The sequence below is a fragment of the Bacteroides sp. 44_46 genome (assembly GCF_001915465.1).
Lineage (GTDB): Bacteria > Bacteroidota > Bacteroidia > Bacteroidales > Bacteroidaceae > Bacteroides > Bacteroides clarus.
On sequence record NZ_MNQO01000010.1, the window covers coordinates 1 to 26,108 of the forward strand.

A 26,108-nucleotide genomic window follows, 5' to 3' on the forward strand; every position below is an offset into this window, starting at 1 on the left:
TGAAAATAAGAAAATTATGATAGCTAAGGTACGTCATTATGAATATGCTGATATTCTTGACACTTATGCGGAGTTTGAGAAGTTGTCGCGTACAGTAAAAATCATGGATACGGTGAGGTTGATGAAGAAAGTAGTACCGGAGTTTAAATCGAAGAACTCACCGCGGTTTGAGGTTCTAGATAAAGAATTAGAATAATCTATAACACTAACATAAATCAACAATGGATATGAAAGATTTAAAGATTGCTGTTGCAGGTACCGGATATGTTGGTCTTAGTATAGCAACACTTTTGTCGCAGCATCACCAGGTGACGGCAGTCGATGTGATTCCCGAGAAAGTAGATATGCTTAATCGTAAACAATCACCTATTCAGGATGAGTATATAGAGAAATATTTGTCCGAAAAGGCATTGAATCTAACTGCTACGCTTGACGGTGCTCAAGCATACAGTGATGCGGATTTTGTAGTCATAGCAGCTCCTACTAATTATGATCCGGTGAAGAATTATTTTGATACTCATCATATAGAAGATGTCATAGATCTTGTTTTAAGTGTCAATCCTGATGCTGTGATGGTAATCAAGTCTACTATTCCTGTAGGATATTGTCGGGGACTTTATTTGAAATATGCCCGTAAAGGAGTAAGGAAGTTTAATTTGCTTTTTTCTCCGGAGTTTCTTCGTGAGAGTATGGCTCTTTATGATAATTTATATCCAAGTCGTATTATTGTTGGTTATCCAAAATTAATAGAGAGCGAACAATTTAAAGAGGAAAATGAAGCAATCAAGGCTGTTGCGGATATTCCTGCCCTAGAGAAGTCTGCACGTACTTTTGCCGCTTTGCTTCAGGAAGGAGCAATTAAGGAAGATATTCCTACCCTTTTTATGGGTTTGAAGGAGGCGGAAGCTGTTAAACTGTTTGCTAATACCTATCTTGCTTTACGGGTATCTTACTTTAATGAACTTGATACTTACGCAGAGGTCAAAGGCCTGGATTCTGCAGCTATCATCCAAGGCATAGGACTCGATCCTCGCATTGGCACACACTATAATAACCCTTCATTTGGTTACGGTGGCTACTGTTTGCCAAAGGACACCAAACAGCTTCTTGCCAATTACGAGAGCGTGCCCCAAAATATGATGACAGCTATCGTTGAATCAAATCGTACTCGAAAGGATTACATTGCAGATGCAGTTCTTCGCAAAGCTGGTTGGTATGCATATAGCACAGACAATGAATTTGAGGCAGGGAAAAAGTCTGTTACCATTGGTGTTTATCGACTCACAATGAAGAGTAATTCCGATAATTTCCGCCAGAGCGCTATTCAGGGCATCATGAAGCGTATCAAGGCAAAGGGTGCAAATGTTGTAATTTTCGAGCCAACTCTTGCTGATGGAGAAACATTCTTCGGTTCATTGGTTGTAAATGACCTTACTAAGTTCAAAGTTTTGTCAAACGCAATCATCGCTAATCGTTTTGATGATTGTTTAGCAGATGTAGAAGAGAAGCTTTACACACGTGATATTTTCCGTCGCGACTAAGTATTTGCTGATAGGATGAACATATTAAATTGATACAATAATGGAACTCCGTACAGACTATTCAAATGTCAGTTTCCAGAATAATGGAAAACTGAAGTTACTCATTATCGTGGGTACTCGTCCTGAGATTATCCGCCTTGCAGCCGTCATTAACAAAACTCGTCAGTACTTTGACGTTATCCTTGCCCATACAGGACAGAACTATGACTACAACCTCAATGGCGTATTTTTCAAAGATCTAAATCTCAAGGAACCAGAGGTTTATATGGATGTAGTAGGTGATGACTTAGGCTCAACCTGTGGCAACATCATCAACGCAAGCTATAAGCTTATGGTAGCCACCAAGCCAGATGCTGTTCTTGTCCTTGGTGATACCAACTCTTGCTTGAGCGTTATTGGAGCAAAACGTCTTCACATTCCCATCTTCCACATGGAAGCAGGTAACCGTTGCAAGGACGAATGTCTCCCCGAAGAGACCAACAGAAGAATCGTGGACATCATTTCAGATGTCAACCTCGCCTATTCAGAGCATGCAAGAAGATACCTTGCAGAGTGCGGACTCCCTCGAGAGCGCACTTATGTTACAGGCTCACCGATGGCAGAGGTACTACATCAGAACCTTGCCGAGATTGAAGCATCTGACGTTCACAAGCGTCTTGGATTGGAAAAGGGCAAATACATTCTCCTCTCTGCTCACCGTGAAGAGAATATTGACACCGAGAAAAACTTTCTCTCGCTCTTCAACGCTATTAATACTATGGCAGAGAAATATGATATGCCTATCCTCTACAGTTGCCACCCACGCTCGCGCAATCGCCTTGCAGCTTCGGGCTTCCAGCTTGACCCACGTGTACAGGTACAGCAACCTCTTGGCTTCCATGACTACAACTGCCTCCAGATGAACGCCTTTGCTGTGGTTTCAGACTCAGGTACACTTCCAGAGGAGAGTAGCTTCTTTACTAGCGTTGGCCATCCATTCCCAGCAGTCTGCATCCGTACCTCTACCGAACGTCCAGAGTCACTTGATAAAGCAGGCTTCATTCTCTCTGGTATCGATACCAAAGGTCTTCTCCAGTCGGTCGATACAGCAGTAGAACTCGTCAAGAATGATGACTATGGTACACCAGTTCCTAACTATACAGATGAAAATGTCTCAACCAAAGTTGTCAAGATTATCCAATCATATGTTGGAGTAGTCAACAAGATGGTTTGGCGTAAAGAAATTTAAGAATCATGAAAGTTTTAGTTACAGGCGCAAAGGGCTTCGTGGGTAAGAACCTTTGCGCTCAGCTTAATAATATAAAGACCGGTAAGGCCAAGTGTTACGGCGACCTTGTCATTGACGAAGTATTCGAGTATGACCTAGACTCTACTTCCGAGCAACTCGACCAGTGGTCCCGAGAATGCAACTTCGTCTTTAATCTCGCTGGTGTCAACCGTCCTCAAGAACCAAAGGAGTTCATGGAGGGCAACTTCGGCTTTGCCACAGTTCTTCTGAACACCCTCAAGAAATACAAGAACAATTGTCCAGTGATGATTAGCAGCTCTATCCAAGCCACCCTCGCAGGACGCTTCGGCACTAGCGAGTATGGTAAGAGCAAGAAGGCTGGTGAGGAACTCATGTTCCAGTATGGCGAAGATACAGGCGCTAAGGTGCTTGTATATCGTTTCCCGAACCTCTATGGTAAGTGGTGCCGTCCTAATTACAACTCAGCTGTTGCTACTTTTTGTAACAATATTGCTAATGACCTTCCTATCACCGTCAATGACCCAACCGTAGATATGGAGCTCCTCTACATCGATGACCTTGTAGAGGAAATGATTTGTGCTCTCAAAGGTGAAGAACACCATTGTGAGTTCGATGGCGTTGAGACAGTCCTTACTGCTGATGGCCGTTATTGTACAGCCCCAATTACCCATCACGTCAAGCTCGGAGAAATCGTTGACCTGCTTTACAAGTTTCGCGATATGCCTCAGACCCTCATGATTCCTGAAATGCCGGCTGATTCATTCGCAAAACGCCTCTACAGCACCTATCTTAGTTATCTACCTAAGGACAAGGCCGTCTTCAATCTCAAAATGAACGTAGATAACCGTGGCTCCTTCACCGAACTTGTTCACACTCTCAATTGTGGTCAGGTCAGTATCAACATCTCTAAACCAGGAATCACTAAGGGGGAACACTGGCACCACACTAAGTGGGAACAATTCATCGTAGTCAGCGGTCATGGATTGATTCAGATGCGTAACGAAGCTAATCTCGATGCACCAATCCTTGAATACGAAGTTTCTGGTGATAAGATCCAAAGCGTCATCATGCTTCCAGGTTACACCCACAACATCATCAACCTCTCGGACACCCAAGACCTCGTCACTGTTATGTACTGCAATGAGATTTTTAATCCAGAAAGACCAGATACTTTTTTTGATCCAGTGGGCAAAGACTAAAAGATACAATTCAACAACAAATTATAAATAGTTATTAATTATGAATATTTTTACTGGTAAAACCCTTATGATTACCGGTGGCACAGGATCATTCGGTAATGCAGTCCTCAATCGATTTCTTAAGACTGACATCGCAGAAATCCGAATTTTCTCACGTGATGAGAAGAAGCAGGATGATATGCGTCATGAGTATCAGGCTAAGATGCCGGAGGTGGCCCATAAGATCAAGTTCTTCATCGGTGACGTCCGCAACCTCCAGTCGTGCAAGAACGCCATGCCTGGTGTTGATTACATTTTCCATGCAGCTGCATTGAAGCAGGTTCCCTCTTGCGAGTTCTTCCCTATGGAGGCTGTTAAGACCAATGTGATTGGTACTGACAACGTACTTACCGCAGCTATCGAAGCAGGCGTGAAAGCAGTTATCTGCCTCTCAACTGACAAGGCTGCTTATCCTATTAATGCTATGGGCATTACCAAGGCCATCGAGGAGAAGATCGCCGTTGCTAAGTCACGTTACTCAGGTAGCACCAAGATCTGCTGCACCCGTTATGGCAACGTCATGTGTTCTCGTGGTTCAGTTATTCCTTTATGGATTGATCAAATCCGTCACGACAACCCAATCACCCTCACCGAGCCTAATATGACCCGCTTCATCATGTCGCTCGAAGAGGCTGTCGATCTCGTATTATTTGCCTTCGAACATGGTCAAAACGGTGATATCCTCGTTCAGAAGGCTCCAGCTTGTACCATCCAGACACAAGCTGAAGCTGTCTGCGAGCTCTTTGGTGGCAAGAAGGAGGATATTAAGGTCATTGGCATCCGCCATGGCGAGAAGATGTACGAAACTCTCCTCACCAACGAAGAATGCGCCAAGGCCGAGGATATGGGCGACTTTTATCGTGTACCAGCTGATAACCGTAGTTTGAACTATGACCAGTTCTTCACTGAGGGTGATGCCAAGCGTTGCGAGCTCTCTGAATTCAACTCTGACAACACCTGTCGTCTGAATCTTGAGGAGACCAAGGCAAAGATTGCTTCGTTGGAGTACATCCAAAACGAGTTGAACGAAGTTCTAAAGCTTGCAAAGTAAAATCCAATTTTGTCAGGATTTTGTCCAATAACTAAGTAGGCAACAGGTGTGAAGCTGCGGATCGAATCCGTTGCCTGCTACAAAATAACTCACAATGAACATCAAGATACAATGTAACCATTGTTTCGAGCCAATCACCATCTCCATAGAGGAATCTGACCTTGAATTTGAATCACTACCCTTTGATTGATTAATTTCATCTTCATTTGAAAATGTATTGTTTTTAATTAGGAGTAAATTCGCTGGGTTCATGAGCAAAGAAAACATGCAACAAGAATATGATATTAATCCAAAGTATTATTATGACGTTCAAAGTAAACTTCATTTTTACCATGACTTTTCGTGCCATATTCCCTTTGAAGACCAGTTTGACAGTGTTCAAAACAAATATATTAGAAGGATAGAATGCCTGTATAAGTGTCTGAGTGATGCCAGTCTTTTTGTTAGATATATAGAGGATGAAAACGAGTTGGACTATGTTTGCAGAAGAATAGATTTTATAAACGACTTTTTCCGTTCATTCGACTCAAATAACGCAATTATATTCTTCGTAAATGAGGATATTGCCAAAAGTAATCAAATTTCAAATCAATTCATAATAGTACCAAACAGAGGAAGTAAGACAATACATCATTTTTTATCATCAATTCCTTCGGCAGAAGAATTCTTTATTAAGAGTCTTAATCCTTCCCATAGCCAAAGACTATCTGCATTAGCTAGATACAAAAAGAAAAAACTATTAAAGAGAATCAGTAGATTCATGATTAGATTTGAGGCTCGTAAGCCAATATATAAACATTACAACTTGTATCAAAACAGAATACAGGACAGATAGAAGGGAAGTATTAATACAATTTATTATACTTCAGTTTTGAAATATTATCCATAATGGAAGAAAGTAGAGGGTCACGAATAGCAAAGAATACAATGTTCTTGTATGGACGAATGTTGCTATCAATGATAGTAACGTTATATACGTCAAGAGTGGTGCTTAACACACTTGGCGCGAGTGACTTTGGTATTTATAACGTAGTCACAGGATTTGTTGTGTCTTTTGGTTTCCTGAATAGTGCAATGCACACCTCGGTTCAGCGTTTTCTGACCGTTGAGATGAAGGAGAACAATCATGAGAGACTCAACCAGATATTCAGTATGGGGGTTACTATCCACCTCATCCTCGCTTTGGCTATGGTGATAATCGCAGAACCTATCGGATTGTATTTTGTGCAAACCAAGTTGGTTATTCCACTTGAGCGCATGGAGGCTGCATTGTGGATTTTTCATCTGTCTGTCATTGTTTTATTCTTCGGAATTATGAACGTTCCCTATAAGGCCTTGATTATTGCGAGGGAGAATATGGGAGCATTTGCAGCAATAAGTCTGATCGAAGTGTTTGCAAAGCTTGCTATTGCCATTGCTTTGGTTTATAGTATTTTGGACAAGCTCATTCTCTATGGTGTCTTGCTGATGATTGTAGCTGTTACAATCCAACTGTTCTATATGTGGTATTGTATATCGCATTATGAAGAAGGAAAGTATAAGCGATTTTGGAACAAAAAATTGTTTGGGGAAATGAGCAGCTTTGCGGGCTGGAACCTAATAGGTGTTTTTGCTGGCATTGTCTATAATCAAGGTGTAAATATCGTTCTTAATATTTTTGGTGGTCCGATAGTAAATGCGGCAAGAGCTATTGCCTTCCAAGTGAGTGGCGCTGCAAACCAATTGGTTACAAACTTTCAGTTGGCTACCAATCCACCAATCATGAAGGCATACGCAACAGGAGATAAGTCTGTATTCAGACTTCTGTCATCATCGTCCAAGCTTTCATACATATTGCTTCTATTCATTGTGATTCCTTTTTTGCTGGAATGTTCTTATGTGTTGAAACTCTGGTTGAAAGAAGTACCGGAATATTCTATTATGTTTGTGAGATTGGCTATGATTGATATCTTAGTCTGCTCATTGGCAGGACCACTTCATACGCTGATGCAGGCTACTGGGTCTATCAGAAAGTATCAGATAATTGTAAGTGGAGTCTTATTGATGAATCTCCCACTTTCATATCTTATGTTAAAAATAGGTATGAGCTTTGACTCTACATTTTATGTATCAATATCACTCTCTTCGATAGCATTGGTTATACGCTATTGCCTTTTGCGATCATACGTAGAATATAGCGTCAAAGAACTTGTATTGGATTTCACAATCCCAATTGTCATCTTGACGATAGTAAGCAATATTGTTCCTTTAGTTATTTACAATTATATGGAACAAGGACTATTTAGACTTCTTATCGTTTGTGTAACATCATGGACTTCCATCGCACTTGTATCTTGGATTTGTGTCTTAGATAAAAATGAGAAATCCCTTCTATTACGAATAATTAAAAGGTAAAAATGAAGATAGCTATTATTGCAGATAATCTGGGTAATAATGCGCCAGGATTAGTGTTTAGAAACATTCTGACAGGTCTGTCTGAAAAGATAGAGTTTGACATTATTACTTCTACTTTAGATTATCGGGCACCAAGGGAACATAGAGGAAGCGTTAACTATGTACCGCAGAAGAGAATTCCATCATGGAGGCTAAGAACATTTTTGTTTAATATATTTGGCTTCTATCATACACAGAAGAAGTGGGCAAAGGATATCCAAGGTATATTGAACTCCAAAGCGTATGACGTTGTTGTAAGCCTCATGTCGTCCGCTTTCTATGCATCCGTTATGGCTGCTGATATATTTGTATCTCATAGGAAAGTGAAGCATATCTGCTATTGTGTAGATGCAGTTCCAGCACCTTTCCCATGGGAAAAAGAGGGAATGTACACTTCTGCCATGAAACGTTGTGTGAGGAAGTATATGCAAAAGGTGAATGTCCTGTGCATGACCAACCAAGAAATGCTGACCTACGAGTTAGGGATTATCGGTAATCCCAATATAAAATCTGTGGTTCTGCCAAATCCATCAAAAGAGACATCGCTTCAAAAATTACCAATTGAAGATATTACACCTTCATTTGTCTATGCTGGTAAGATGTATGGTGTACGAAATCCAGATGCCCTACTTGATGGATTTAAGCTTTTCCTTAAGAATCATCCTTTAGCAAAGATGATTTTTGTAGGTTCGGGTAATTTGGATACATACATCAAAGAACATTATGCAGACTTATTGGATAGTATTGAATTTATCTCATATACAACGGATCTTGCCCAGATATATAAAAAGTGCGTTGCGTTGATTGATGTAAATGCAAACTTTGACAATGATGTTTTTTTGTCAAGTAAAGTCATTAGTTATCTGCCATACAATAGATTGATTATTTCAGAGTCTGGCAATGGAAGCCCTGTTCGTTCAATGTTTAAGACTTCACAAACTATATTGCATGTACATCATCGTGCAGAAGAATTTAATAACGCCATGGAGTCTTGCATAAATAACATTGGTTCAATAGATTATTCTGAAAGAGAGGAGTATCTAAAGCGGATGGATATAAATGCTGCTACAGATACATTCATTAATCAAATTTATGAAAATAATGAGAACTGAAAGTCTTATACTTAAGGTGTTATTGTGTTTTAATGTGTTTACACTTTTGATGTATATCATCACGCCATTAAGCATAAATTCTGGCTATCACTTTTTAAATATATTCTATGTTGCTCTAAATATATTTATGATGAAGCTTGGATTCCAGAAAGGACAAAATAAGACGTGCCATTTAGAGTCTCAACCAAGTCTTCAGATTACTCCGAAGACTTTTAATATTGTGCTTATATTTTATTTATGTACGTTTACCATCAGATACGCCTATATGTTGTATCTGCCTCCTCTTGATTTCAGTGCACTGATCAATCGAATTGCGATTGGAGTTGCCGATCCGCATATGGGACGTACATTCATGCACGGAGGTAGAACCATCCCTTGGACTGTCTATTTTATCACTTCGGTTATTGATTCTGTCTTCTTTATTTTCGCGCTGATTTGTTGGAAACAATTAAAGACAATAATAAAAATCCTTGTTGCTGTCCTTCTCGTATTTGAAGGCTTTTATTCAATGGGAACAGGAACTAATTTTGGTGTTATTATGCTCGTATCATGCGCTTGCTTAGCAATCATGATGCAGATACCTAATGAGACATTATCGACAGCGAAAATTACAAGACTCAGCATATTAGGCATATTTGCGCTTCTTTTTGTCGTTTCTATATTCTTCTACAATATGGAAGGTCGAAGTGGCGGTAGTTTTGAGGAACTTAAGGGAGGAGATTATCTAGCATTAGGATCTTCTGTTACTGTTGACACCAATGCATTTTTGGATATTCTTCCTTATAGATTTCAAATTTTGTTGCTTTATATCTTTAGCTACCTTACACAAGGCTATATGTTTTTGGAGAACATTTATTTGCTCGATTTCCATTGGGGAGGTTTTTTCGGCAATAATCCTGCTCTCCAGTCAATAGCTCAGGATTTCCTGTTCTTCAACCCTGAACTGGATAGTTATCAGATGCAGATGGAAAGGTTAGGAGTTGACTCATACGTTAATTGGCACTCATGTTATCTTTGGCTTGCAAATGACTTTACACTACTTTTCGTTCCTTTGGTTATATACTATATTGCCAAGTTTGCCAGTGTAGCTCTACGTATGTATAGGACAAGTCATGATTTAAGTTCTGGTATCGTATTCGTTGTTCTGGCTAATATGTTACTATTTTTGTTCGCGAACAATAACTACTTGTCATCAGTATTCTACTCTTTTATGTTTATTTTCCCATACTGGTACTTTAAAAAATATAAACAAATATAGCAATGGTAAATTATCTATATAAGTCGTACGCAATTTTCTGCAATAATAGCAATTTTTTAGAAAGGACTAAGATTAATTCTGTGTTCCGGCATATTATTCAGAGATTAACGAATATTATGGTTCCCTTTTGGTTTAACAGAACAGCAAATAATCCCCAATATAGAATAGACGCTACTCAGAAGACAGAAGGTCGAATTATTGCATCACTTACAACATTTCCTGCTCGTATTGATAATATATGGATTGTGATAGAGAGTATTCTGAGACAATCCCAAAAGCCGGATATGTTATTTCTATGGTTATCTAAAGAACAGTTTTCTTCAATTGACGTATTACCGAAACGATTACAAAATCTGCAAACTCGCGGACTTCAGATTCGATTGTGTGATGGCGATTTGCGCTCACATAAAAAGTATTATTATGTTTTAAGAGACTATCCGAATGATCATTTGATAACATTTGATGATGACTTGATTTATCCAACTAATACAATCTCTTCAATTATGGAGGCTGCTACAATGTATCCTGATTGCGTTGTAGGTAGGTATTCAAATCAAGTAGGAATAGACGACTCGGGGAATGTCCGATTTATTCGCAATAAAAATCGTGACGTCGCCTTTCAACCATCATGGTCAGTTTTCATTGGTAGCGGTGGAGGAACATTATTTCCTGCTGGCTTTTTGCCTGAAATTGCAAAGGACAAAGATACGTTTATGTCTATTTGTCGAACAGCAGATGATGTGTGGTTAAACTCTATGTGTCGCTATTCTGGCCACAGAATCGTTGCAATTATGAATAGGTGTCCATTGCTTGAGATTATCAATAAAAACAATTCAATTCTTGCTAGTATTAATTACGGAGAAGAAAACTATCGTCAGCAAATGGCAGTAAGAGAATATTGTATCGCCAATGGCAAAGACCCATTTGAACCTTTAATAGCAAAATAACTAATATGGAATCATTAAATAAGATTGTATCGAGAATAATTTCAAGATTCTTCCCAAGAATACATTTTTGTTTGGCATACTACCATCATCGTCATAAATGGCCGAATCTAACTTGTCCTAAAGATCTTTCTGAGTTGTGGATAAAGAGATTGTTGGATGGGCAAGTCAATCAGTACTATCAACTGGCAGATAAGTATTTGGTTCGCGAGTACGTGAAGAAGTGCGGGTATGCTGACACATTAACAAGCCTTGTGAACTGTTATTCTAAGGGAGATGAGTTAATCTATTCTGAATTACCCCAAAAATTTGCGCTCAAGGCTAATTGGGGTGCTGGTATGAATCTCATTTGTACGAAAAAATCTCAATATACAGAAAATGAACTGAGGAGCCAGATTGATAAATGGCTCGTATCTCCGAAGTTCGCTTTTTCAGAACGTCATTATAATCTGATTTCGAGAAAAGTTGTATGTGAGGAATTTATCGATGATGGTACCGGCGGATTCCCAATAGATTATAAGTTCATCTGCCTTAAAGGCGAAGTCAAGGCTATTCTTGTTTGCAATGATCGTGAATCTGGTCATGCTGATTATATTCCTTATGATGTCAACTGGAAGCCTTTGTTTGATTATTGCATTGCAAAGCATGATAAAAGCGAATTAGTAAGCAAGCCTGCCAATCTAACTCAAATGCTTGAATGTGCAAAAAAACTAGCATCTGGTATAGATATGGTTCGAGTAGATTTGTACTCTAACGGTAACAAAATTTGGTTTGGTGAAATGACTCTTACTCCTGATGGCTGTATCTTCCGCAGATGGACGCAAAAGGCCATCAATGAAATGGGAGAGTATTATAGAACACATTAATTCATAAATGTATGAAACAAAAGATTGCATAACTGATTAAGTCAAGCTACATCGAAAAAAAGTTATATTGGTATTATAGGTTAAACTGAATTTCAAAACTGGTATTTAAAAACTTTGGGGTTGTAGGGGACTTAGATGCTGAATTCAAGAAAATTAGAGCAGCCCACACATGTTTTGGCTAGTTCTATTTGCATCATTACGAATCTTTATTCGAGGTAGAACGCCGTTCATTCGTTTGTGAGGACGAACATGTCTATGTGGCAGATTTTATGAATACAGCAAATGTAAGAAGAATTCTCGGTGACAAGTGGGAAAACTATTAGGAGTTTGGAGAGTTTTTCGCTCGAAAAGCATGCTGCATTACCAATCCAATGGGGAATGGTGGACTCTATCCGGTTTGTTTGAGATCTCTGGCAGGCTGATAATAAAGCCTCTTGATGGTTCTTTGGGTAAGGGTATTCGGATCATAGAAAACACCTCTGACAAGGAGGTCTTAAAGCAAAGATTACAGACACAGAATATCTTAAAGGATTCATTGCAGAAGAGATTATCAAGTAAGACGAACGTATGGCTGTCTTGCATAAAGAATCAGTCAATACATTACGAATCCATACTATTTGTTTTGATGGAGATGTAACCGTATTCCATCCTTATATACGTATCGGCAGAGGAAAAAGTGTTGTAGATAATGCCGGAAGCGGTGGTGTATTTACCTCTTGTAATCCTGAAACAGGAGAAGTCTTGACAGTAGTCGATGAGTACGGGAACATTTATACCAATCGTCCTGACACCGGTTTCCCATTAATCGGCTTCATGGTACCTTACTGGAAAGAAGCTAACGAAATAGCAAAGAAACTGGCACTTCATAATACAGATATCCATTACGCAGGTTTGGACTTAGCCTTTACTGAAAACGGATGAGTATTGATAGATGGTAATCCTCGCGTACAATTCATTTTTCCAGATTTCAGAGCAAAAAGGATTCCGTTCTGAACTTCACGAGATATTAGAAAAATACGGAAAAGACTATAAGTCGAAATATTAATATGCAAAAACTTTGTGTAATATATAATACTGCTCCTCGCTATCGCGAGGCGGTATTTCGGGCAATCGACAAAGAGTATGATTGTGATTGGTACTTTGGTGAAACAAAGTCCGACATAAAGGAAATGGATACGTCGTTGTTGAAGAACGTGACGTATTACAAGACCTACGGTAATCCGCAGAAATGGTATTGGAAGCGAAACTATTTGTTTTTGCTTTTCAAGAGTGACTACAAGAACTATCTAATCCTGCCAGAGACTCGTTCTATGAGCGATTGGCTCTTTTTTGCATTGGCATACACTTTCTTTCCTAAGAAGCGCTTTTATTTGTGGACACACGGATGGTATGGCAAGGAAGGCGGCTTGGATGCAAAGATGAAGTTGTGGCTCTATCGCCATGCTTCAGGCACCTTCGTGTATGGTGATCGTGCAAAGCGTCTGCTCATTGAGCAAGGCATTTCCGAGGAGAAGCTCTTTGCTATCCATAACTCGCTGGATTACGATACCCAGAAGGCGCTTCGCGAGAGCATCCACCCTTCGGACATCTACAAGGATCACTTCCAAAATAATCTGCCTACTATTATCTTCATCGGTCGCCTGACCAAGGTGAAGAAGTTGGATATGTTGGTGGATGCGTTGGTTCGTCTCAGAAATAAGGATGAGAAGTACAATCTGGTGTTTGTGGGAGATGGTAGTGAGAGCGAAAGTCTAAAGTCTAAGGTCAAAGGTTTGGGGCTGGATAGTCAGGTGTGGTTCTATGGTGTATGCTATGACGAGAAGACCAATGCGGAACTCATCTACAATGCTGACCTGTGCGTGTCTCCTGGCAATGTGGGCTTGACGGCAATGCACTCTTTGGTTTTCGGTTGTCCCGTAATTACTCATAATTGCTTTGAGTGGCAGATGCCTGAATACGAAGCAATACAAGCGGGTGTAACCGGTGATTTCTTCACAATGGATGATACCGATGATTTGACAATGGTAATTAGCCGTTGGTTCGCAAGAAAAATGGATAGCCGAGAAGAGGTGCGTAAAGCTTGTTTCAACGAAATTGATTCCAACTGGAATCCATACTACCAGATGGATATAATCAAGAAAAATCTGAAGTTCTGATGACACTAAGTTATTTATATTCCAAGTTTTTCAAGAAGGTTCTTCGCGGAAAGTCTGTCTTGAACAGCCAGATTGACAAGACAGCTAAGATCTATTCCGGTACGGAGTTCTACGATTCCACAATAGGCCGTCATTCATACATTGGTTATGATAGTGAGGTTCATTCGTGCGATATAGGTTCTTTCTGTAGCATTGCCAATGGCTTTGTGGTAGGTGGAGCTAAGCATCCGTTGGATTGGGTAAGCAGCTCACCAATATTCTATAATGTAGGTGGCGGTACGGGTACTCATCTTGGCGATCTCGAGATCGAACCTCTCAAGCGTACAACTATTGGTCATGATGTTTGGATTGGCAATCGTGTGACCATCATGCAAGGTGTGACTATAGGAACAGGTGTTGCTATTGGTGCTGGAGCGATAGTAACTAAGGATGTACCACCGTATGCCGTTGTTGCTGGGTGTCCTGCTAAGGTGATAAAGTATCGTTTCGACGAAGAAACTATCCAAAAGTTGATGGTATCGGAGTGGTGGAATTTAGATGACGCAGTTCTAAAAGAAAAAGCAAGATTGGTATCAAATCCACAGGAATTTTTGAGAAGTTTTAGTAAGTAAGAATAAAGGAATGTCCGTCCGCACAAGTGATAGTGCAAACGATATGGTGTGATACCATCGGGCGGAACAAGGTTTATATTACCATTGTTTTATGAGAATACTTATTGTAACACAATATTATTACCCGGAACAGTTTCAGATCAATGAGATTGTTCCGGAACTGGTGAAGCGTGGGCACGAGGTAACTGTGCTTTGCGGTGTGCCTAACTACCCGAAGGGAGTTGTGTTCCCGGGGTATGAGACTGCTGAGAGCTTAGAACTTAGAGAAAGGGAGTACCTGGAGAAGACGGGCGTGAAGGTGGTGCATGTGGAGCAGGTGCCGAGGGGAAAGAATCCAGTACAATTGGTGAGGAACTACATAAGTTTTGTGCGGAATTCGAAGAAATTGGTAGCTGATAGCTTAAAACTGAGAGTTGAGAGTGAGGCAGGTAAGTCTCAAAGCTCTAAACTATATACTATAAACTGTGACTACGACCTAGTCCTTGGTTACCAATTGAGTCCTATCACCTCGATGTATGCGGCTCTGGAGTACAAGAAGCTGACGGGTGTGCCGGTGGTGTATTATACGCTGGATGTGTGGCCTGTGTCGGCTGAGGGTATGCTGAAGAGTAAGAGGAATCCGCTGATGTGGCCCATCAATAAGATGAGTCGTGAGCTGTATCAGGGGGCGGACCGGGTGCTGGTAACTTCGCGTCCGTTTATGGATTATCTGCATCGGGTGAATGGGATTGCTTTCGATAGAATGGCTTACCTTCCTCAACACGCTGATACTGGTATGCTTGGCATGGATATGAGCGCTGAGAATAATGGTGTGGCTGATTTTATGTTTGCCGGCAATATCGGTAAGGGACAGCGTGCGGATGTGATCATCAAGGCGGCGAAGGTGCTAGGTAAGCGTAAGGATTACCGTATCCACATGTTGGGTGACGGGCGTATGCGTGAGGAACTGGAGCAGATGGTGCGGGCTGAGGGCTTGGAGGAGAATGTAATCTTCTACGGCAACCAGAAGCGCGAAGATATGCCGAAGTTCTACAAGATGGCGGATGTGCTGCTGGTGACGCTCCGTGGTAACAACGAGGTGGGCGATACCATTCCAGGCAAGATGCAGATGTATATGACTACGGGCAAGACGATATTCGGTGCCATCAATGGTGGTGCGCAGGAGGTGATCCGCGAGTCGCGGTGCGGCAGTTGTGTGCCTGCAGGCGACTATGAGGGGCTGGCGAAGCTGATGCAGCTGTACATCGAGCATCCGCATGACTATGATCAGTGCGGGGAGAATGCACGTGAGTATTTCAAGGCTCACTTTACCTTGGAACATTATATGAACGGACTGGAGGCTGAGCTTCAGAAGGTGGTGGATTCTAAACGTTAATTGCCACCAATTGAACGTTGATTTTTGTTAATTGTTTCTTTGACAAGATATGATAGAGTTTAAGAAACTGATTGATGCCAAGGCGCTGTACCAAGAGCTGGATAAGATCTGGGTGGCGAAGGGGATGACGTTCTTCGCCATTGATTATAACGGGAAGCGGGTGAGCAGGAAGTATCGCATCGGGGGTTGGAAGGATCGTCTGATGAGTTGGCATCGACTGCCTTCGCAGCTGTTGCGTGTGGGGATTCACCACTTGTTGCCGCTGAAGAATGGTAACCTGCTGGTGGTGGTGAAGCGGAAGCTGTATATCCTTTCGTCCGAGGGCAAGGTGCTAAACGCCTGGAGCGAGTTTAAGGGTAATAAGCCTGTGCACCAAGGGGTGTGCGTGACACCTGAGGGTACGATTTTCTTTGGCGAATATGTGCTGAACCCAAATCGCGATATGGTGGTGAAGTTGTGGCGTTCGGTGGACGATGGTATGTCGTTCGAGGTGGTGAAGACATTTGCTTCGGCGGAGATTCGTCATATCCACTTCATCAAGTGGGATGCCTACGAGAAGTGCCTTTGGATGGGCACTGGTGACTATGGCGAGGGTAACAGGGAGTGTTGCCTGTATCGTAGCGAGGACAATGGCGTGACGTGGTCGCTGATAGGCCAAGGCAGTCAGGATTGGCGTGCTATTGGTGTGTGCTTCACGGAGGATGCGTTGCTGTGGGGTACGGATGCGGGCAGTTGTTCGGATACTGTTCACTTCATCCGCATGGATAGGAAGACGCGCGAGATTGAGGTGGTGGCTGACTTTGAAGGGCCTTGCCACGGTTGCGCTTCGTATCGGGACGGAAGGGCGTTCTTCTCGACCGGTGTGGAAGGTGGCGAGAACGAGTTGGATCGTTTCAGCCGCATGAAGCTGTTGGTGGCTGGAAGACCGGTGAACATATGGCAGCTGGAGAAGGACATGTGGCCGCTGATATTGCAATATGGTGTGATGCGCTTCCCGCTGGGCTCAGACCAGTGTGATAGGGTAGTGTTTACCACAATGGGACTGAAAGGACATGGTGAAACCGTAATGATAGAGAAATAATGAAAGATTACAATGACATAAAGGTGCTGCTTATAGAGGGCAGAGCAAGGCAGGTGTTGCCTATGGCGAAATCGCTGCGTGCGTTGGGCTGTGAGGTGACTACATACAATGGCAGTAAGTTGGATCCGGGCTATGCGTCGAAGTATCCGCACAGGAAGTTGCTGGCGTACTGCAATGCGCACGATCCTGATGGTTCGTACAGGGCTATCCGCAAGGAACTGGAGGCTTATCATTATGACTTGGTGATTCCAATGAACGATGATGTGGCTATCATTCTGGCTCAGCATAAGGAGGACCTGAAGGGTCTGACTGTGATTGCGGTGGAGGACTGGAAGACTTTCCAGATGGCTTCGGACAAGTTGAAGACGATGCTGGTGTGTATGCAGCATGATCTGCCTTGCCCGCTGTCGTTTACTGACAAGCAGGACTATTTGGCGAACAAGGATAAGGTGAAGTTCCCTGTGGTAGTGAAGCCTCGTACGGGTTGTGCAGCTGTGGGCTTCCATGTGGCACAGGACGAGCAGGACCTGATCGGCTACTATGACAAGGCGGAACAGAAGTATGGCAAAATGTTGATACAGGAGTACATTCCGCAGGATGGATTGCAGTACAAGTGCGAGATGTTCATTGACCGCAATGGTGAGATGAAGGGCGCTTGTGTGTTTGCCAAGGTGCGTTGGTACCCGATAGATGGCGGGAGCAGTACGCTGAACGAGACCAACGACCGTCCGGATATTGTGGCTGACTGTCAGAAGTTGCTGCAGGAGATTGGCTGGAGAGGCTATGCCGACATTGACCTGATAGAGGATACTCGCGATGGTAAGGCAAAGATCATGGAGATCAACCCTCGCATCACGGGTTCGGTGAAGATCTGCTTTGAGGCGGGTGTGAACTTCTCGCAGCTGATAGTGGATGACTCTCTGGGTAAGGAGGTGAAGCCGCAGTTTGAGGTGGCGCACAAGTATCTGCGCTACATGCACATGGATGTGCTGTGGTTCCTAAAGTCGCCTAACCGATTCAAGTGTAAGCCTTCGTGGTTCTCGTTCAAGAATACTACGGACCAGATATTCTCTTGGGCTGACCTGTGGGTGTTCTTTGCGTTCACGTTCCAAGGCTTTGCCAAACTGAGTAAGGATAAAAAGAAGAGGGAGGTTTGATGGAAGCGCTTTTCTTGGAACTGATACGAGTATTTATAGGTAAGGTAGTTTGTCTGTTACATACGCCTTCGGCTGAGGAATAGGAGGTTATGTATGCCATAGCTGAGAAGCAGGTATTAATAGGAGTTTGCTTTGATGGGATGCAGAAACTGAACAAGCAACGACAGTTGGTGAATCTACCCATCGAATTGAAGATGCATAGCTTGGAATTACCGCAACGATTCAGAAACAGAATGAACTGATGAATGAGCGATGCGGACAGGTGCAGACATTGTTTACGAAGCAGGGAGTGAGAAGCTGTATCTTTAAGGGACAGGCGAATCTTCCTTTTTATCCTTCTGAGTTATCTTCGCTTCGTCAGTCGGGCGACATCGACATCTGAATAGAGAATGGCAAGGAGCGTGTGATAGAGTTGGTGCGGAAACTGGCTCCAACGAAAGAGTTACGCGAGACGCATGCACATCTGGATGTGTTTGAGGATGTAGAGGTTGAGGCACATTATCGTCCTGAGTTGGTGTAGAACTTCGTAACCAACGTACGTCTGCAATGGTTCTTTGTCGAGATGGCTGAGGAGTGTTTTACACATAAAGAACGCATCCCAAACGAGGTTGGAAGGCACGAGATTGTGACCACTGCTTGGACTTTCAATACTGTTCATCAGTTGACACATATCTTCCAACATTTTTTACGGAGGGCGTGGGACTGAGGCAGTGTATGGACTACTATATGCTGCTGCAAGCAGCAGGTGGTGAGAGTGATAAGAACGTAGAGAAAGTTAAGAAGGAGGTGACTTCTTTTAACACGACGTGCTTTGCTAAGGCGTTGATGTGGGTGTTGGGGGAGATGTTTGAAGGTAACGCTAACTGGATGCTGTGAGAACCCAATGAGAAGAATGCTCGTTTCCTTTTGAATGAGATTATTCAGAGTGGTAATTTCGGTTATAAAGATGAGCGGATAACTTTCGTAGGATGAATCCTTTGCAGAGTCTTGTCCGCATTACTCGAAAGAACTACTCCTACTCGCAATTCGCTTCTTTTGACTGGTTTTGGGGGTCGATGTGGCGTATCTGGCATTTCTGCGACCGTAAACTACATGGGTATGAATAATTTATGAAAACAATGTCTTGATATGATATATAAGTTCTTTAAGCGCCTGTTTGACGTGATTTGCGCCCTATTGGGCATCATAGGTACCAGCCCGATCTGGATTGTGAGCATCATCCTTACTGAGATTAGCGACCCAGGGCCGTTGTTCTACTTTGCCAATCGTGTGGGTAAGGACAACAAAAAGTTCAAGATGTGGAAGTTTCGCTCCATGCGTGTAGTTCGTGGAGCAAGTGAGGCGAGTCTTCGTCCAGAGCAGGATAGAATCTTCTGGTGGGGCAAGGTTATGCGCCGACTGAAGATTGATGAACTACCTCAGCTCTTGAACATCCTTAACGGCACAATGTCAATTGTAGGCCCTCGTCCTGCAGCAGTTGATCAGATAGAGATTACTCGTGGTGGCGAGAATGCTATTGCTGCTACTGTACCTTGCGGACTGACCTCTCAGTCGAGCTTGTGGGATTATATCTATGGAGATCAGTTCACCGAAGAGGAAGAGTACAACGAAAAAGTGTTACCTATCCGTCTGAAACTAGATGTGTATTATGTGAAGCATGCGAGCTTTTGGTGGGACATTTGTCTGATTTGGTGGACGGTATTGTCTATTCTTTATACTACTTGCGGAAAATATCCACAGTGGTTGCATGATAAATTGGTTGAATATTCAAAAACTGTATAAGCGATGAAATACTTAATAGTTGTAGCGCATCCTGATGATGAAACATTGGGAGCAGGCGCAAGTATGTGGAAGTGGGCACATAACGGAGATACTGTGGATGTATGCATCATGTGTACTGAGGCTAAGGCTCGCGCGTTCCGACCTGAAGACAATGAGTTGGAGGATGATACTAATGTTTCTAACAAGTTCTTGGGTGTAAATAAGATTTATGAGGGTACTTTCCCAAATATTGAGATGAATACCGTGCCTCATTTGAAACTGGTGCAGTTCATTGAGGCTGCAATCAAGGAGAGTGAGCCTGATGTTATCATCACTCATCATCCTGCAGACACGAATAATGATCACTTGCAGACGTCGATGGCATGTCAGGAGGCAATCCGCCTGTTCCAGCGTAGGCCGGAGGTGAAGCGTGTGAAGGAGTTCTGGTACATGGAGGTGCCTTCGTGTACGGAGTGGAAAATCAATAACGCGATGGAGTCGTTCAACCCGAACTGCTATGTGGAGGTGGGCAAGGAGGGCGTTGATGCGAAGATCAAAGCTCTCTCGATGTACCGTGGCGTGATGCGTCCATATCCGCACCCTCGTTCTGCTGACTATATTACCGGTCTTGCTGCTATGCGAGGAGGCCAATGGAGGCAAATGTACTCAGAGGCATTTGAAGTGGTGCTTCGAGCATATTGATTTATAATAAATTACAGGTATTTGATCATGAAGATTTTTTTTGGCCAGTTTGGAAATTTGTAAGTTACTTGTTTTTGGCCACAAAAGACAGACAAGATACGATATGATAGAAATCAACAAAGAACTGCTTGATTCTCTCTTCGTACAGGCAGAGTCAAGCGACCGCAAGCGCATAAACTACGACTTGCGTACAAGTCTAAATGATGGAGGACAACGTATGCTTAATGCTATGTTGCGCAGTACTATAGTGCCTATTCATCGCCATCCAATGAGTAATGAGAATGTGATATTGCTCGTTGGAAAGATGGATGAAGTGTTCTATGACGACAATGGTATCGAAACAGAGCGAATCCATCTCGATCCATCAAAGGGGAACTACGGTTGTGTTGTTCCGCAATGTGCTTGGCATACCGTAGAAGTTTTGGAGCCTTGTGTTATTTATGAGGCAAAGGATGGCAAGTATGGTGAGGATGAAAGCGAAACACTTGATGAATATAAGTCAAAAAGGGATTTTGAATCATTTGAACATACTGGGTTCTCAAACTCTCTTGGTGACCTCAAAAAGAACATCGAATACCTTATAGGTATGGAACGACAGTCTGGTTCGATGGATGTAATCTCCCCTTTGTATGTCTCTCGTATGCTCAATGTCCCATTGGAAGATGTTGAGCAAGTTATGAAGGAACTATGATGAAGATATATAACCCTTTAATCAATAATTGAGTATGATTACAGAAGAATTGAAAAAGCATGTAGTAGAATTTGTAGAAATGGAGCAGCATAGTTACTCAATGGATCTCATAATTCTTGAGTATGTAGCTCGCAGCCTCCAGATAACAAAGAAAGATGCTGCCGAAGCTCTCGAAACATTGAAGAAATAATAATGTTTATCTGTCAACAAAGTAGTGCTAATGCCTGCGGTTCGACATAAGTCTACTGATAGCAACCACAATGAATTTTTCCTACATTTCCCATAAAAAGACGATGAGCATAATCTCGTTTACGTACCATAGTAATTTGGGTATTGTCCATAAGGAGTCATTTTTTCGGATTGCCACTATCCTTGGTGTGTCTGTCAGTAAATCATCAGGTAAGCCTTATATGATTGAGAAGATCGACTCTTACGTCAAGTCAAATCCGATAGAGGTATTGGAAAAGCTTTGCATGAAGGAACTGGCCCAGGAGTTTGTCAAGGCGTGTCCTAATACCTCTGTGGTAAAAGCTCCCTGCCGGATCGATACTCTAAAGATGTTTCTCTTGGTCTCTGTGTGTTATGACAAGAAGACGCGGAAGGAGAGTCTGCTGATGGTCGATGAACTACGGGAATTGTTTGCTCCCACCTTGATTCCGTCCTGAAAAAAAGTTCGGAAGAAGTCGAAGGAATTGGCGGTAGAACCGGATATGCCGATCATCCACCCTTTCAAAACAGAGATCTATGACTTTGACGGAATGTCCCTTGAGGAGATGCTCCAACGCTTTTTCGAGCATATTCTGGATGATGACCAGCTGACTGACGGTTACTTTGATGATGTTGATCCGAGGAGACCGGATGACAACCTTGAACTTTCCCAGAAGACTAAATATTCAATGGCATTGGATTTGGTGACGGTTGTCCGTAGCCTTTACTACAATTCCCAGGTTAAAGTGTTTAGGGCGTTCCATAAATTCATCATAAAGGGTAATATATGGGTGACATGTTTCTGGAGCGTTTCGAGGAGAGTTATGGCAACATCTGTTTCGATGGTGGGGAGGTTGATCCTGACACCTTTGAATGGGGCTATTATACCCTCAATGGCTTTGACAATGCTGGACTATAACGATCTCCATGTTTTTCTTTGATATCGCACGGAGGCTGGAGGTAGTTATAGGCCGTGAGGAGGGAGCGGAAACAAACCACCGGGCAAGCGGATACGAATTCTATAAATAGCAAATGAATGTCCAGAAAGAACGATCAGAATTTTATCGCCTTCTGTGATGAGTTAAGGGCGTATGTCTTGGAAAACCGTTATTTTCCGAATAGGCATACTCGTCTTTTGAACAAGATAAAATTTGTCTGTCATAAGATCAATCAAGGCATACTAGAGAAGTGGAAACTGAAGATGTTCCTCGGCATAGCGGGATGCGGGATATGGACGGTCATATCGGAGGGCGAAAAAAGAAGGAACAGGAGGACCAGTAAGTAAGATACCTTGTCCTGCTTATTCGATTGAGCTGTAAAAGAAAAAGACCTTACCTAAGAATTCCAATAATATACCGTACTGGCCGGATGAAATGGGGATACCCGGTCTTGCGAAAAATTGTATAACCCCAGCAAGAAAGAAATATATGAAAAGATTGAAAGAATTATTCTATTGCGCATTGGCGACATTAATGTTTACAGGCTGCCAGTCCTACAAAAAAGTACCTTACCTGCAGGATGCTGAGGTCGTTTTGTACAGTACCCAGAACGAACAGCTTTATGATGCTAAGATCATGCCCAAGGACCTGTTAACGATAGTAGTGTCATGTACCAGTCCCGAACTGGCAGCACCTTTCAACTTGACAGTGGCCACACAGAACAATGCAGCTTTGAGTTATACAACTACTCAGCCAGTCCTTCAACAGTACTTGGTGGATAATGACGGCAATATCAACTTTCCGGTATTAGGTGAACTTCATGTAGGCGGATTAACAAAAAAGGCAACCGAACAAATGATCGTTGAAAAGTTGAAACCTTATATTACTGAAACTCCTATTGTAACAGTACGTATGGTAAATTATAAGATTTCTGTGATCGGAGAAGTTGCCCGTCCCGGTACATTCACGATTTCCAATGAAAAAGTGAATATCCTGGAAGCTTTGGCTATGGCAGGTGATATGACCGTATATGGTTTGCGTGATGATGTAAAACTAATACGGGAGAATGCTAATGGCAAGCAGGAAATAATTCCATTGGATCTGAATAAGGCTGAGACAATTCTTTCCCCTTATTACTATCTGCAGCAGAATGATATCATATACGTTACTCCGAATAAGGCGAAAGCACGAAATTCAGACGTGGGAAATAGTACAAGCTTATGGTTCTCTGCTACTTCTATCCTTGTTTCTATTGCCAGCTTGTTGTTTAACATCTTGAAATAAAAAGAAAGAGTCATGAAAGAAGAAAATCAAAACGGGAAGGAACGCCAAATGGCTGAAGAACAAATAGATTTCCGGACATTGCTTTTTAAATATATTATTCATTGGCCTTGGTTTGTAGGGGCAGTGCTGCTCTGTCTTGTTGGTGCATGGTTTTATCTGCATTGGGCTACCCCCATTTATAATATTTCAGCCACCGTTCTAATAAAAGATGAGAAGAAGGGAGGAGGTTCGGGAGTTTCTTCGGAATTGGAGGATATGGGATTAAGTGGTCTGATGACTTCTTCTAAGAATATTGATAACGAGTTGGAAGTCCTACGCTCAAAAACGCTTGTAAAAGAAGTTGTTAATCAATTAAACTTGTATATAACTTATAAAGACGAGGATGAGTTTCCGGCTAAAAGTTTATACAAGACATCTCCGGTACAAGTAAGTTTGACACCTCAGGAGGCTGAGAAACTAAGTTCTCCGATGGTAGTGGAAATGATACTGCAGCCTAAAGGAAGTATAGATGTGAATGTGACTGTTGGTGAGAAAGGATATCAGAAGCATTTTGAGAAACTGCCTGCTATCTTCCCGACTGATGAAGGTACATTGGCTTTCTTTCAAGATGTTGACTCGGTAACTTTGCAGGATGGCACGAAAGTACCTCGGTTAGAGAAGAACGTACGTCATATAACTGCGACTATCAACAAACCGATGAGAGTGGCAAAGGGGTATTGCAGCAGCTTGTCTATTGCGCCAACCTCCAAGACTACTTCTGTGGCTGTGATATCATTAAAAAATTCCAGTTTGCAGTGTGGACAGGATTTTATCAACCAATTACTGGAGATGTATAATCGTAATACGAATAATGATAAAAACGAAATCGCCCAGAAGACTGCTGAGTTTATTGATGAACGTATTAGTATTATTTCAAAAGAACTGGGAAGTACAGAAGCGGATTTGGAAACCTTTAAGCGTGACGCAGGTATCACGGACTTGACGAGTGAAGCTCAGATAGCCTTAGCCGGTAATGCTGAATATGAAAAGAAGAGTGTGGAGAACCGTACTCAAATCAGTCTGGTGAATGACTTACGTAAATACTTGAGAGGTAATGAATATGAAGTATTACCAAGTAATGTTGGTTTACAGGATGCTGCCTTGATTGGTGCGATTGAACGTTATAATGAAATGTTGGTGGAACGTAAACGTCTGCTACGTACATCAACAGAGAATAACCCGGCTATTGTGAATCTGGATACGAGTATCCGTGCTATGAAAGCTAATGTACAGGCTACTCTTGAAGGAACTTTGCAGGGGTTGATGATAACCAAGTCAAATCTGGACCGTGAGGCAAGCCGCTACTCTCGTCGTATCAGTAACGCTCCGGGGCAGGAACGTGCTTATGTAAGCATTGCCCGCCAGCAGGAAATTAAAGCAGGGTTGTATCTGATGTTGTTGCAGAAACGTGAAGAGAACGCAATTGCGTTAGCTGCTACTGCAAATAATGCGAAGATTATTGATGAAGCGATAGCTGATGATACTCCGGTATCTCCCAAACGCTCTATGATTTATTTAATTGCATTGGTGTTGGGTGTTGGGATTCCTGTTGGCATCATTTACCTGATTGAACTGACGAAATTCAAGATAGAAGGTCGTGCCGACGTAGAAAAACTGACGAGTGTTCCTATTATAGGTGATATTCCATTGACTGACGAAAAGAAGAATGGCTCTATTGCTGTCTTCGAGAACAAGAATAATCTGATGAGTGAAACCTTCCGTAATATTCGTACCAATCTTCAGTTTATGCTCGATAATGATCAGAAGGTTATCCTTGTAACCTCAACAGTCAGTGGAGAAGGAAAATCGTTTGTTTCGGCAAACCTGGCTATCAGTCTTTCTCTTTTGGGAAAGAAGGTCGTGATTGTCGGACTCGATATTCGCAAGCCGGGACTGAATAAAGTATTCCATCTCTCCAATAAAGAGAAAGGCATTACTCAGTATCTTTCCAATCCTGAAACGGATCTAATGGAACTTGTTCAACCTTCTGATGTCAATAAGAACCTGTTTGTTCTTCCGGGTGGTTCTGTGCCTCCTAATCCAACGGAGTTGTTAGCTCGTAACGGTCTGGATAAAGCCATAGAAATCTTGAAGCAGAACTTCGACTATGTGATAATGGATACTGCCCCTATCGGTATGGTAACCGATACTTTATTGGTAGGTCGTGTGGCTGACTTGTCAGTATACGTATGTTGTGCCGACTATACTCATAAAGCCGAATATACATTGATCAATGAGTTGGCTATTGAGAAGAAGTTGTCTAAGCTTTGTACCGTAATCAACGGTGTGGACTTGAAAAAGAGAAAATACGGTTATTACTACGGCTACGGCAAGTACGGTAAGTACTACGGTTATGGTAAACGTTATGGTTACGGCTATGGATATGGAGAAAAGTGACAGATAAATCTGTGATA

28 protein-coding genes are annotated in these 26,108 nt (G+C 42.2%); all 28 read left to right on the forward strand.

What is annotated here, in order from left to right; genetic code table 11:
* Positions 1-196 (forward strand): hypothetical protein (locus BHV73_RS04655; protein WP_353681442.1); only part of this gene is annotated, 196 nt, incomplete at its 5' end.
* Positions 197-221: 25 nt separating this feature from the next.
* On the forward strand, positions 222-1,541 hold the full coding sequence (locus tag BHV73_RS04660) for a nucleotide sugar dehydrogenase (RefSeq protein WP_286736999.1): 1,320 nt from the start codon (positions 222-224) through the stop codon (positions 1,539-1,541).
* A gap of 40 nt (positions 1,542-1,581) precedes the next feature.
* Positions 1,582-2,769, forward strand: a complete 1,188-nt coding sequence (gene wecB / locus BHV73_RS04665; protein ID WP_055229411.1) for a non-hydrolyzing UDP-N-acetylglucosamine 2-epimerase — start codon at positions 1,582-1,584, stop codon at positions 2,767-2,769.
* Positions 2,770-2,774: 5 nt separating this feature from the next.
* Complete coding sequence (locus tag BHV73_RS04670; protein WP_234093417.1) at positions 2,775-3,989, forward strand: polysaccharide biosynthesis C-terminal domain-containing protein; 1,215 nt, start codon at positions 2,775-2,777, stop codon at positions 3,987-3,989.
* 40 nt (positions 3,990-4,029) lie between these two features.
* The gene (locus BHV73_RS04675) at positions 4,030-5,079 is read left to right on the forward strand and encodes a polysaccharide biosynthesis protein (protein WP_055229409.1); all 1,050 of its coding nucleotides are present in this window, start codon (positions 4,030-4,032) and stop codon (positions 5,077-5,079) included.
* A gap of 250 nt (positions 5,080-5,329) precedes the next feature.
* The gene (locus BHV73_RS04680; RefSeq protein WP_234093415.1) at positions 5,330-5,914 is read left to right on the forward strand and encodes a hypothetical protein; all 585 of its coding nucleotides are present in this window, start codon (positions 5,330-5,332) and stop codon (positions 5,912-5,914) included.
* A gap of 53 nt (positions 5,915-5,967) precedes the next feature.
* Positions 5,968-7,473 carry a lipopolysaccharide biosynthesis protein gene (locus BHV73_RS04685; protein ID WP_234093414.1) on the forward strand — a complete coding sequence of 502 codons (1,506 nt, stop codon included), beginning with the start codon at positions 5,968-5,970 and terminating at the stop codon, positions 7,471-7,473.
* Between the two features lie 2 nt (positions 7,474-7,475).
* Positions 7,476-8,624, forward strand: coding sequence for a glycosyltransferase family protein (locus BHV73_RS04690; protein WP_234093413.1), 1,149 nt, complete (start codon positions 7,476-7,478; stop codon positions 8,622-8,624).
* Positions 8,625-8,751: 127 nt separating this feature from the next.
* Positions 8,752-9,882, forward strand: coding sequence for a hypothetical protein (locus BHV73_RS04695; protein ID WP_286737022.1), 1,131 nt, complete (start codon positions 8,752-8,754; stop codon positions 9,880-9,882).
* A 116-nt stretch (positions 9,883-9,998) separates the two neighbouring features.
* Positions 9,999-10,829, forward strand: coding sequence for a hypothetical protein (locus tag BHV73_RS04700; RefSeq protein ID WP_130042169.1), 831 nt, complete (start codon positions 9,999-10,001; stop codon positions 10,827-10,829).
* A 5-nt stretch (positions 10,830-10,834) separates the two neighbouring features.
* Positions 10,835-11,692 carry an ATP-grasp fold amidoligase family protein gene (locus BHV73_RS04705; protein WP_234093411.1) on the forward strand — a complete coding sequence of 286 codons (858 nt, stop codon included), beginning with the start codon at positions 10,835-10,837 and terminating at the stop codon, positions 11,690-11,692.
* A 567-nt stretch (positions 11,693-12,259) separates the two neighbouring features.
* Positions 12,260-12,613 (forward strand): sugar-transfer associated ATP-grasp domain-containing protein, encoded by a 354-nt coding sequence (locus tag BHV73_RS04710; protein ID WP_286737025.1) that lies wholly within the window; start codon positions 12,260-12,262, stop codon positions 12,611-12,613.
* A gap of 125 nt (positions 12,614-12,738) precedes the next feature.
* On the forward strand, positions 12,739-13,848 hold the full coding sequence (locus BHV73_RS04715; RefSeq protein ID WP_234093409.1) for a glycosyltransferase: 1,110 nt from the start codon (positions 12,739-12,741) through the stop codon (positions 13,846-13,848).
* Positions 13,848-14,459: a CatB-related O-acetyltransferase gene (locus BHV73_RS04720; RefSeq protein ID WP_055229399.1), complete on the forward strand. Its 612-nt coding sequence runs from the start codon at positions 13,848-13,850 to the stop codon at positions 14,457-14,459. The genes BHV73_RS04715 and BHV73_RS04720 overlap by 1 nt, the downstream gene beginning before the upstream one ends.
* A gap of 91 nt (positions 14,460-14,550) precedes the next feature.
* The gene (locus BHV73_RS04725; RefSeq protein WP_286737029.1) at positions 14,551-15,834 is read left to right on the forward strand and encodes a glycosyltransferase family 4 protein; all 1,284 of its coding nucleotides are present in this window, start codon (positions 14,551-14,553) and stop codon (positions 15,832-15,834) included.
* Positions 15,835-15,883: 49 nt separating this feature from the next.
* Entirely contained in the window at positions 15,884-16,915 is a 1,032-nt protein-coding gene (locus BHV73_RS04730; RefSeq protein WP_234093408.1) for a WD40/YVTN/BNR-like repeat-containing protein, read from the forward strand.
* The gene (locus tag BHV73_RS04735) at positions 16,915-18,072 is read left to right on the forward strand and encodes a carboxylate--amine ligase (protein WP_286737030.1); all 1,158 of its coding nucleotides are present in this window, start codon (positions 16,915-16,917) and stop codon (positions 18,070-18,072) included. The genes BHV73_RS04730 and BHV73_RS04735 overlap by 1 nt, the downstream gene beginning before the upstream one ends.
* A 241-nt stretch (positions 18,073-18,313) precedes the next feature.
* The gene (locus tag BHV73_RS04740) at positions 18,314-18,454 is read left to right on the forward strand and encodes a hypothetical protein (protein WP_117977909.1); all 141 of its coding nucleotides are present in this window, start codon (positions 18,314-18,316) and stop codon (positions 18,452-18,454) included.
* Positions 18,455-18,768: 314 nt separating this feature from the next.
* A complete protein-coding gene (locus tag BHV73_RS04745; protein ID WP_286737033.1) occupies positions 18,769-18,948 on the forward strand; it encodes a hypothetical protein in 180 nt (59 codons plus the stop codon).
* Between the two features lie 92 nt (positions 18,949-19,040).
* Complete coding sequence (locus tag BHV73_RS04750) at positions 19,041-19,178, forward strand: hypothetical protein (RefSeq protein WP_153882651.1); 138 nt, start codon at positions 19,041-19,043, stop codon at positions 19,176-19,178.
* Positions 19,179-19,200: 22 nt separating this feature from the next.
* Positions 19,201-19,854 (forward strand): sugar transferase, encoded by a 654-nt coding sequence (locus tag BHV73_RS04755; protein WP_286737034.1) that lies wholly within the window; start codon positions 19,201-19,203, stop codon positions 19,852-19,854.
* A 3-nt stretch (positions 19,855-19,857) separates the two neighbouring features.
* Positions 19,858-20,535, forward strand: a complete 678-nt coding sequence (locus BHV73_RS04760) for a PIG-L deacetylase family protein (protein ID WP_055229394.1) — start codon at positions 19,858-19,860, stop codon at positions 20,533-20,535.
* Positions 20,536-20,638: 103 nt separating this feature from the next.
* A complete protein-coding gene (locus BHV73_RS04765) occupies positions 20,639-21,226 on the forward strand; it encodes a WbuC family cupin fold metalloprotein (protein WP_234093403.1) in 588 nt (195 codons plus the stop codon).
* A gap of 34 nt (positions 21,227-21,260) precedes the next feature.
* Positions 21,261-21,416 (forward strand): hypothetical protein, encoded by a 156-nt coding sequence (locus BHV73_RS04770; RefSeq protein ID WP_234093402.1) that lies wholly within the window; start codon positions 21,261-21,263, stop codon positions 21,414-21,416.
* A gap of 103 nt (positions 21,417-21,519) precedes the next feature.
* The gene (locus BHV73_RS04775; protein WP_286737036.1) at positions 21,520-21,891 is read left to right on the forward strand and encodes a hypothetical protein; all 372 of its coding nucleotides are present in this window, start codon (positions 21,520-21,522) and stop codon (positions 21,889-21,891) included.
* Positions 21,892-21,918: 27 nt separating this feature from the next.
* Positions 21,919-22,374: a hypothetical protein gene (locus tag BHV73_RS04780; RefSeq protein WP_187325305.1), complete on the forward strand. Its 456-nt coding sequence runs from the start codon at positions 21,919-21,921 to the stop codon at positions 22,372-22,374.
* A 486-nt stretch (positions 22,375-22,860) separates the two neighbouring features.
* Entirely contained in the window at positions 22,861-23,655 is a 795-nt protein-coding gene (locus BHV73_RS04785; protein ID WP_286737038.1) for a polysaccharide biosynthesis/export family protein, read from the forward strand.
* A gap of 12 nt (positions 23,656-23,667) precedes the next feature.
* Positions 23,668-26,091, forward strand: coding sequence for a GumC family protein (locus tag BHV73_RS04790; RefSeq protein ID WP_286737040.1), 2,424 nt, complete (start codon positions 23,668-23,670; stop codon positions 26,089-26,091).
* Positions 26,092-26,108 lie beyond the last annotated feature (17 nt).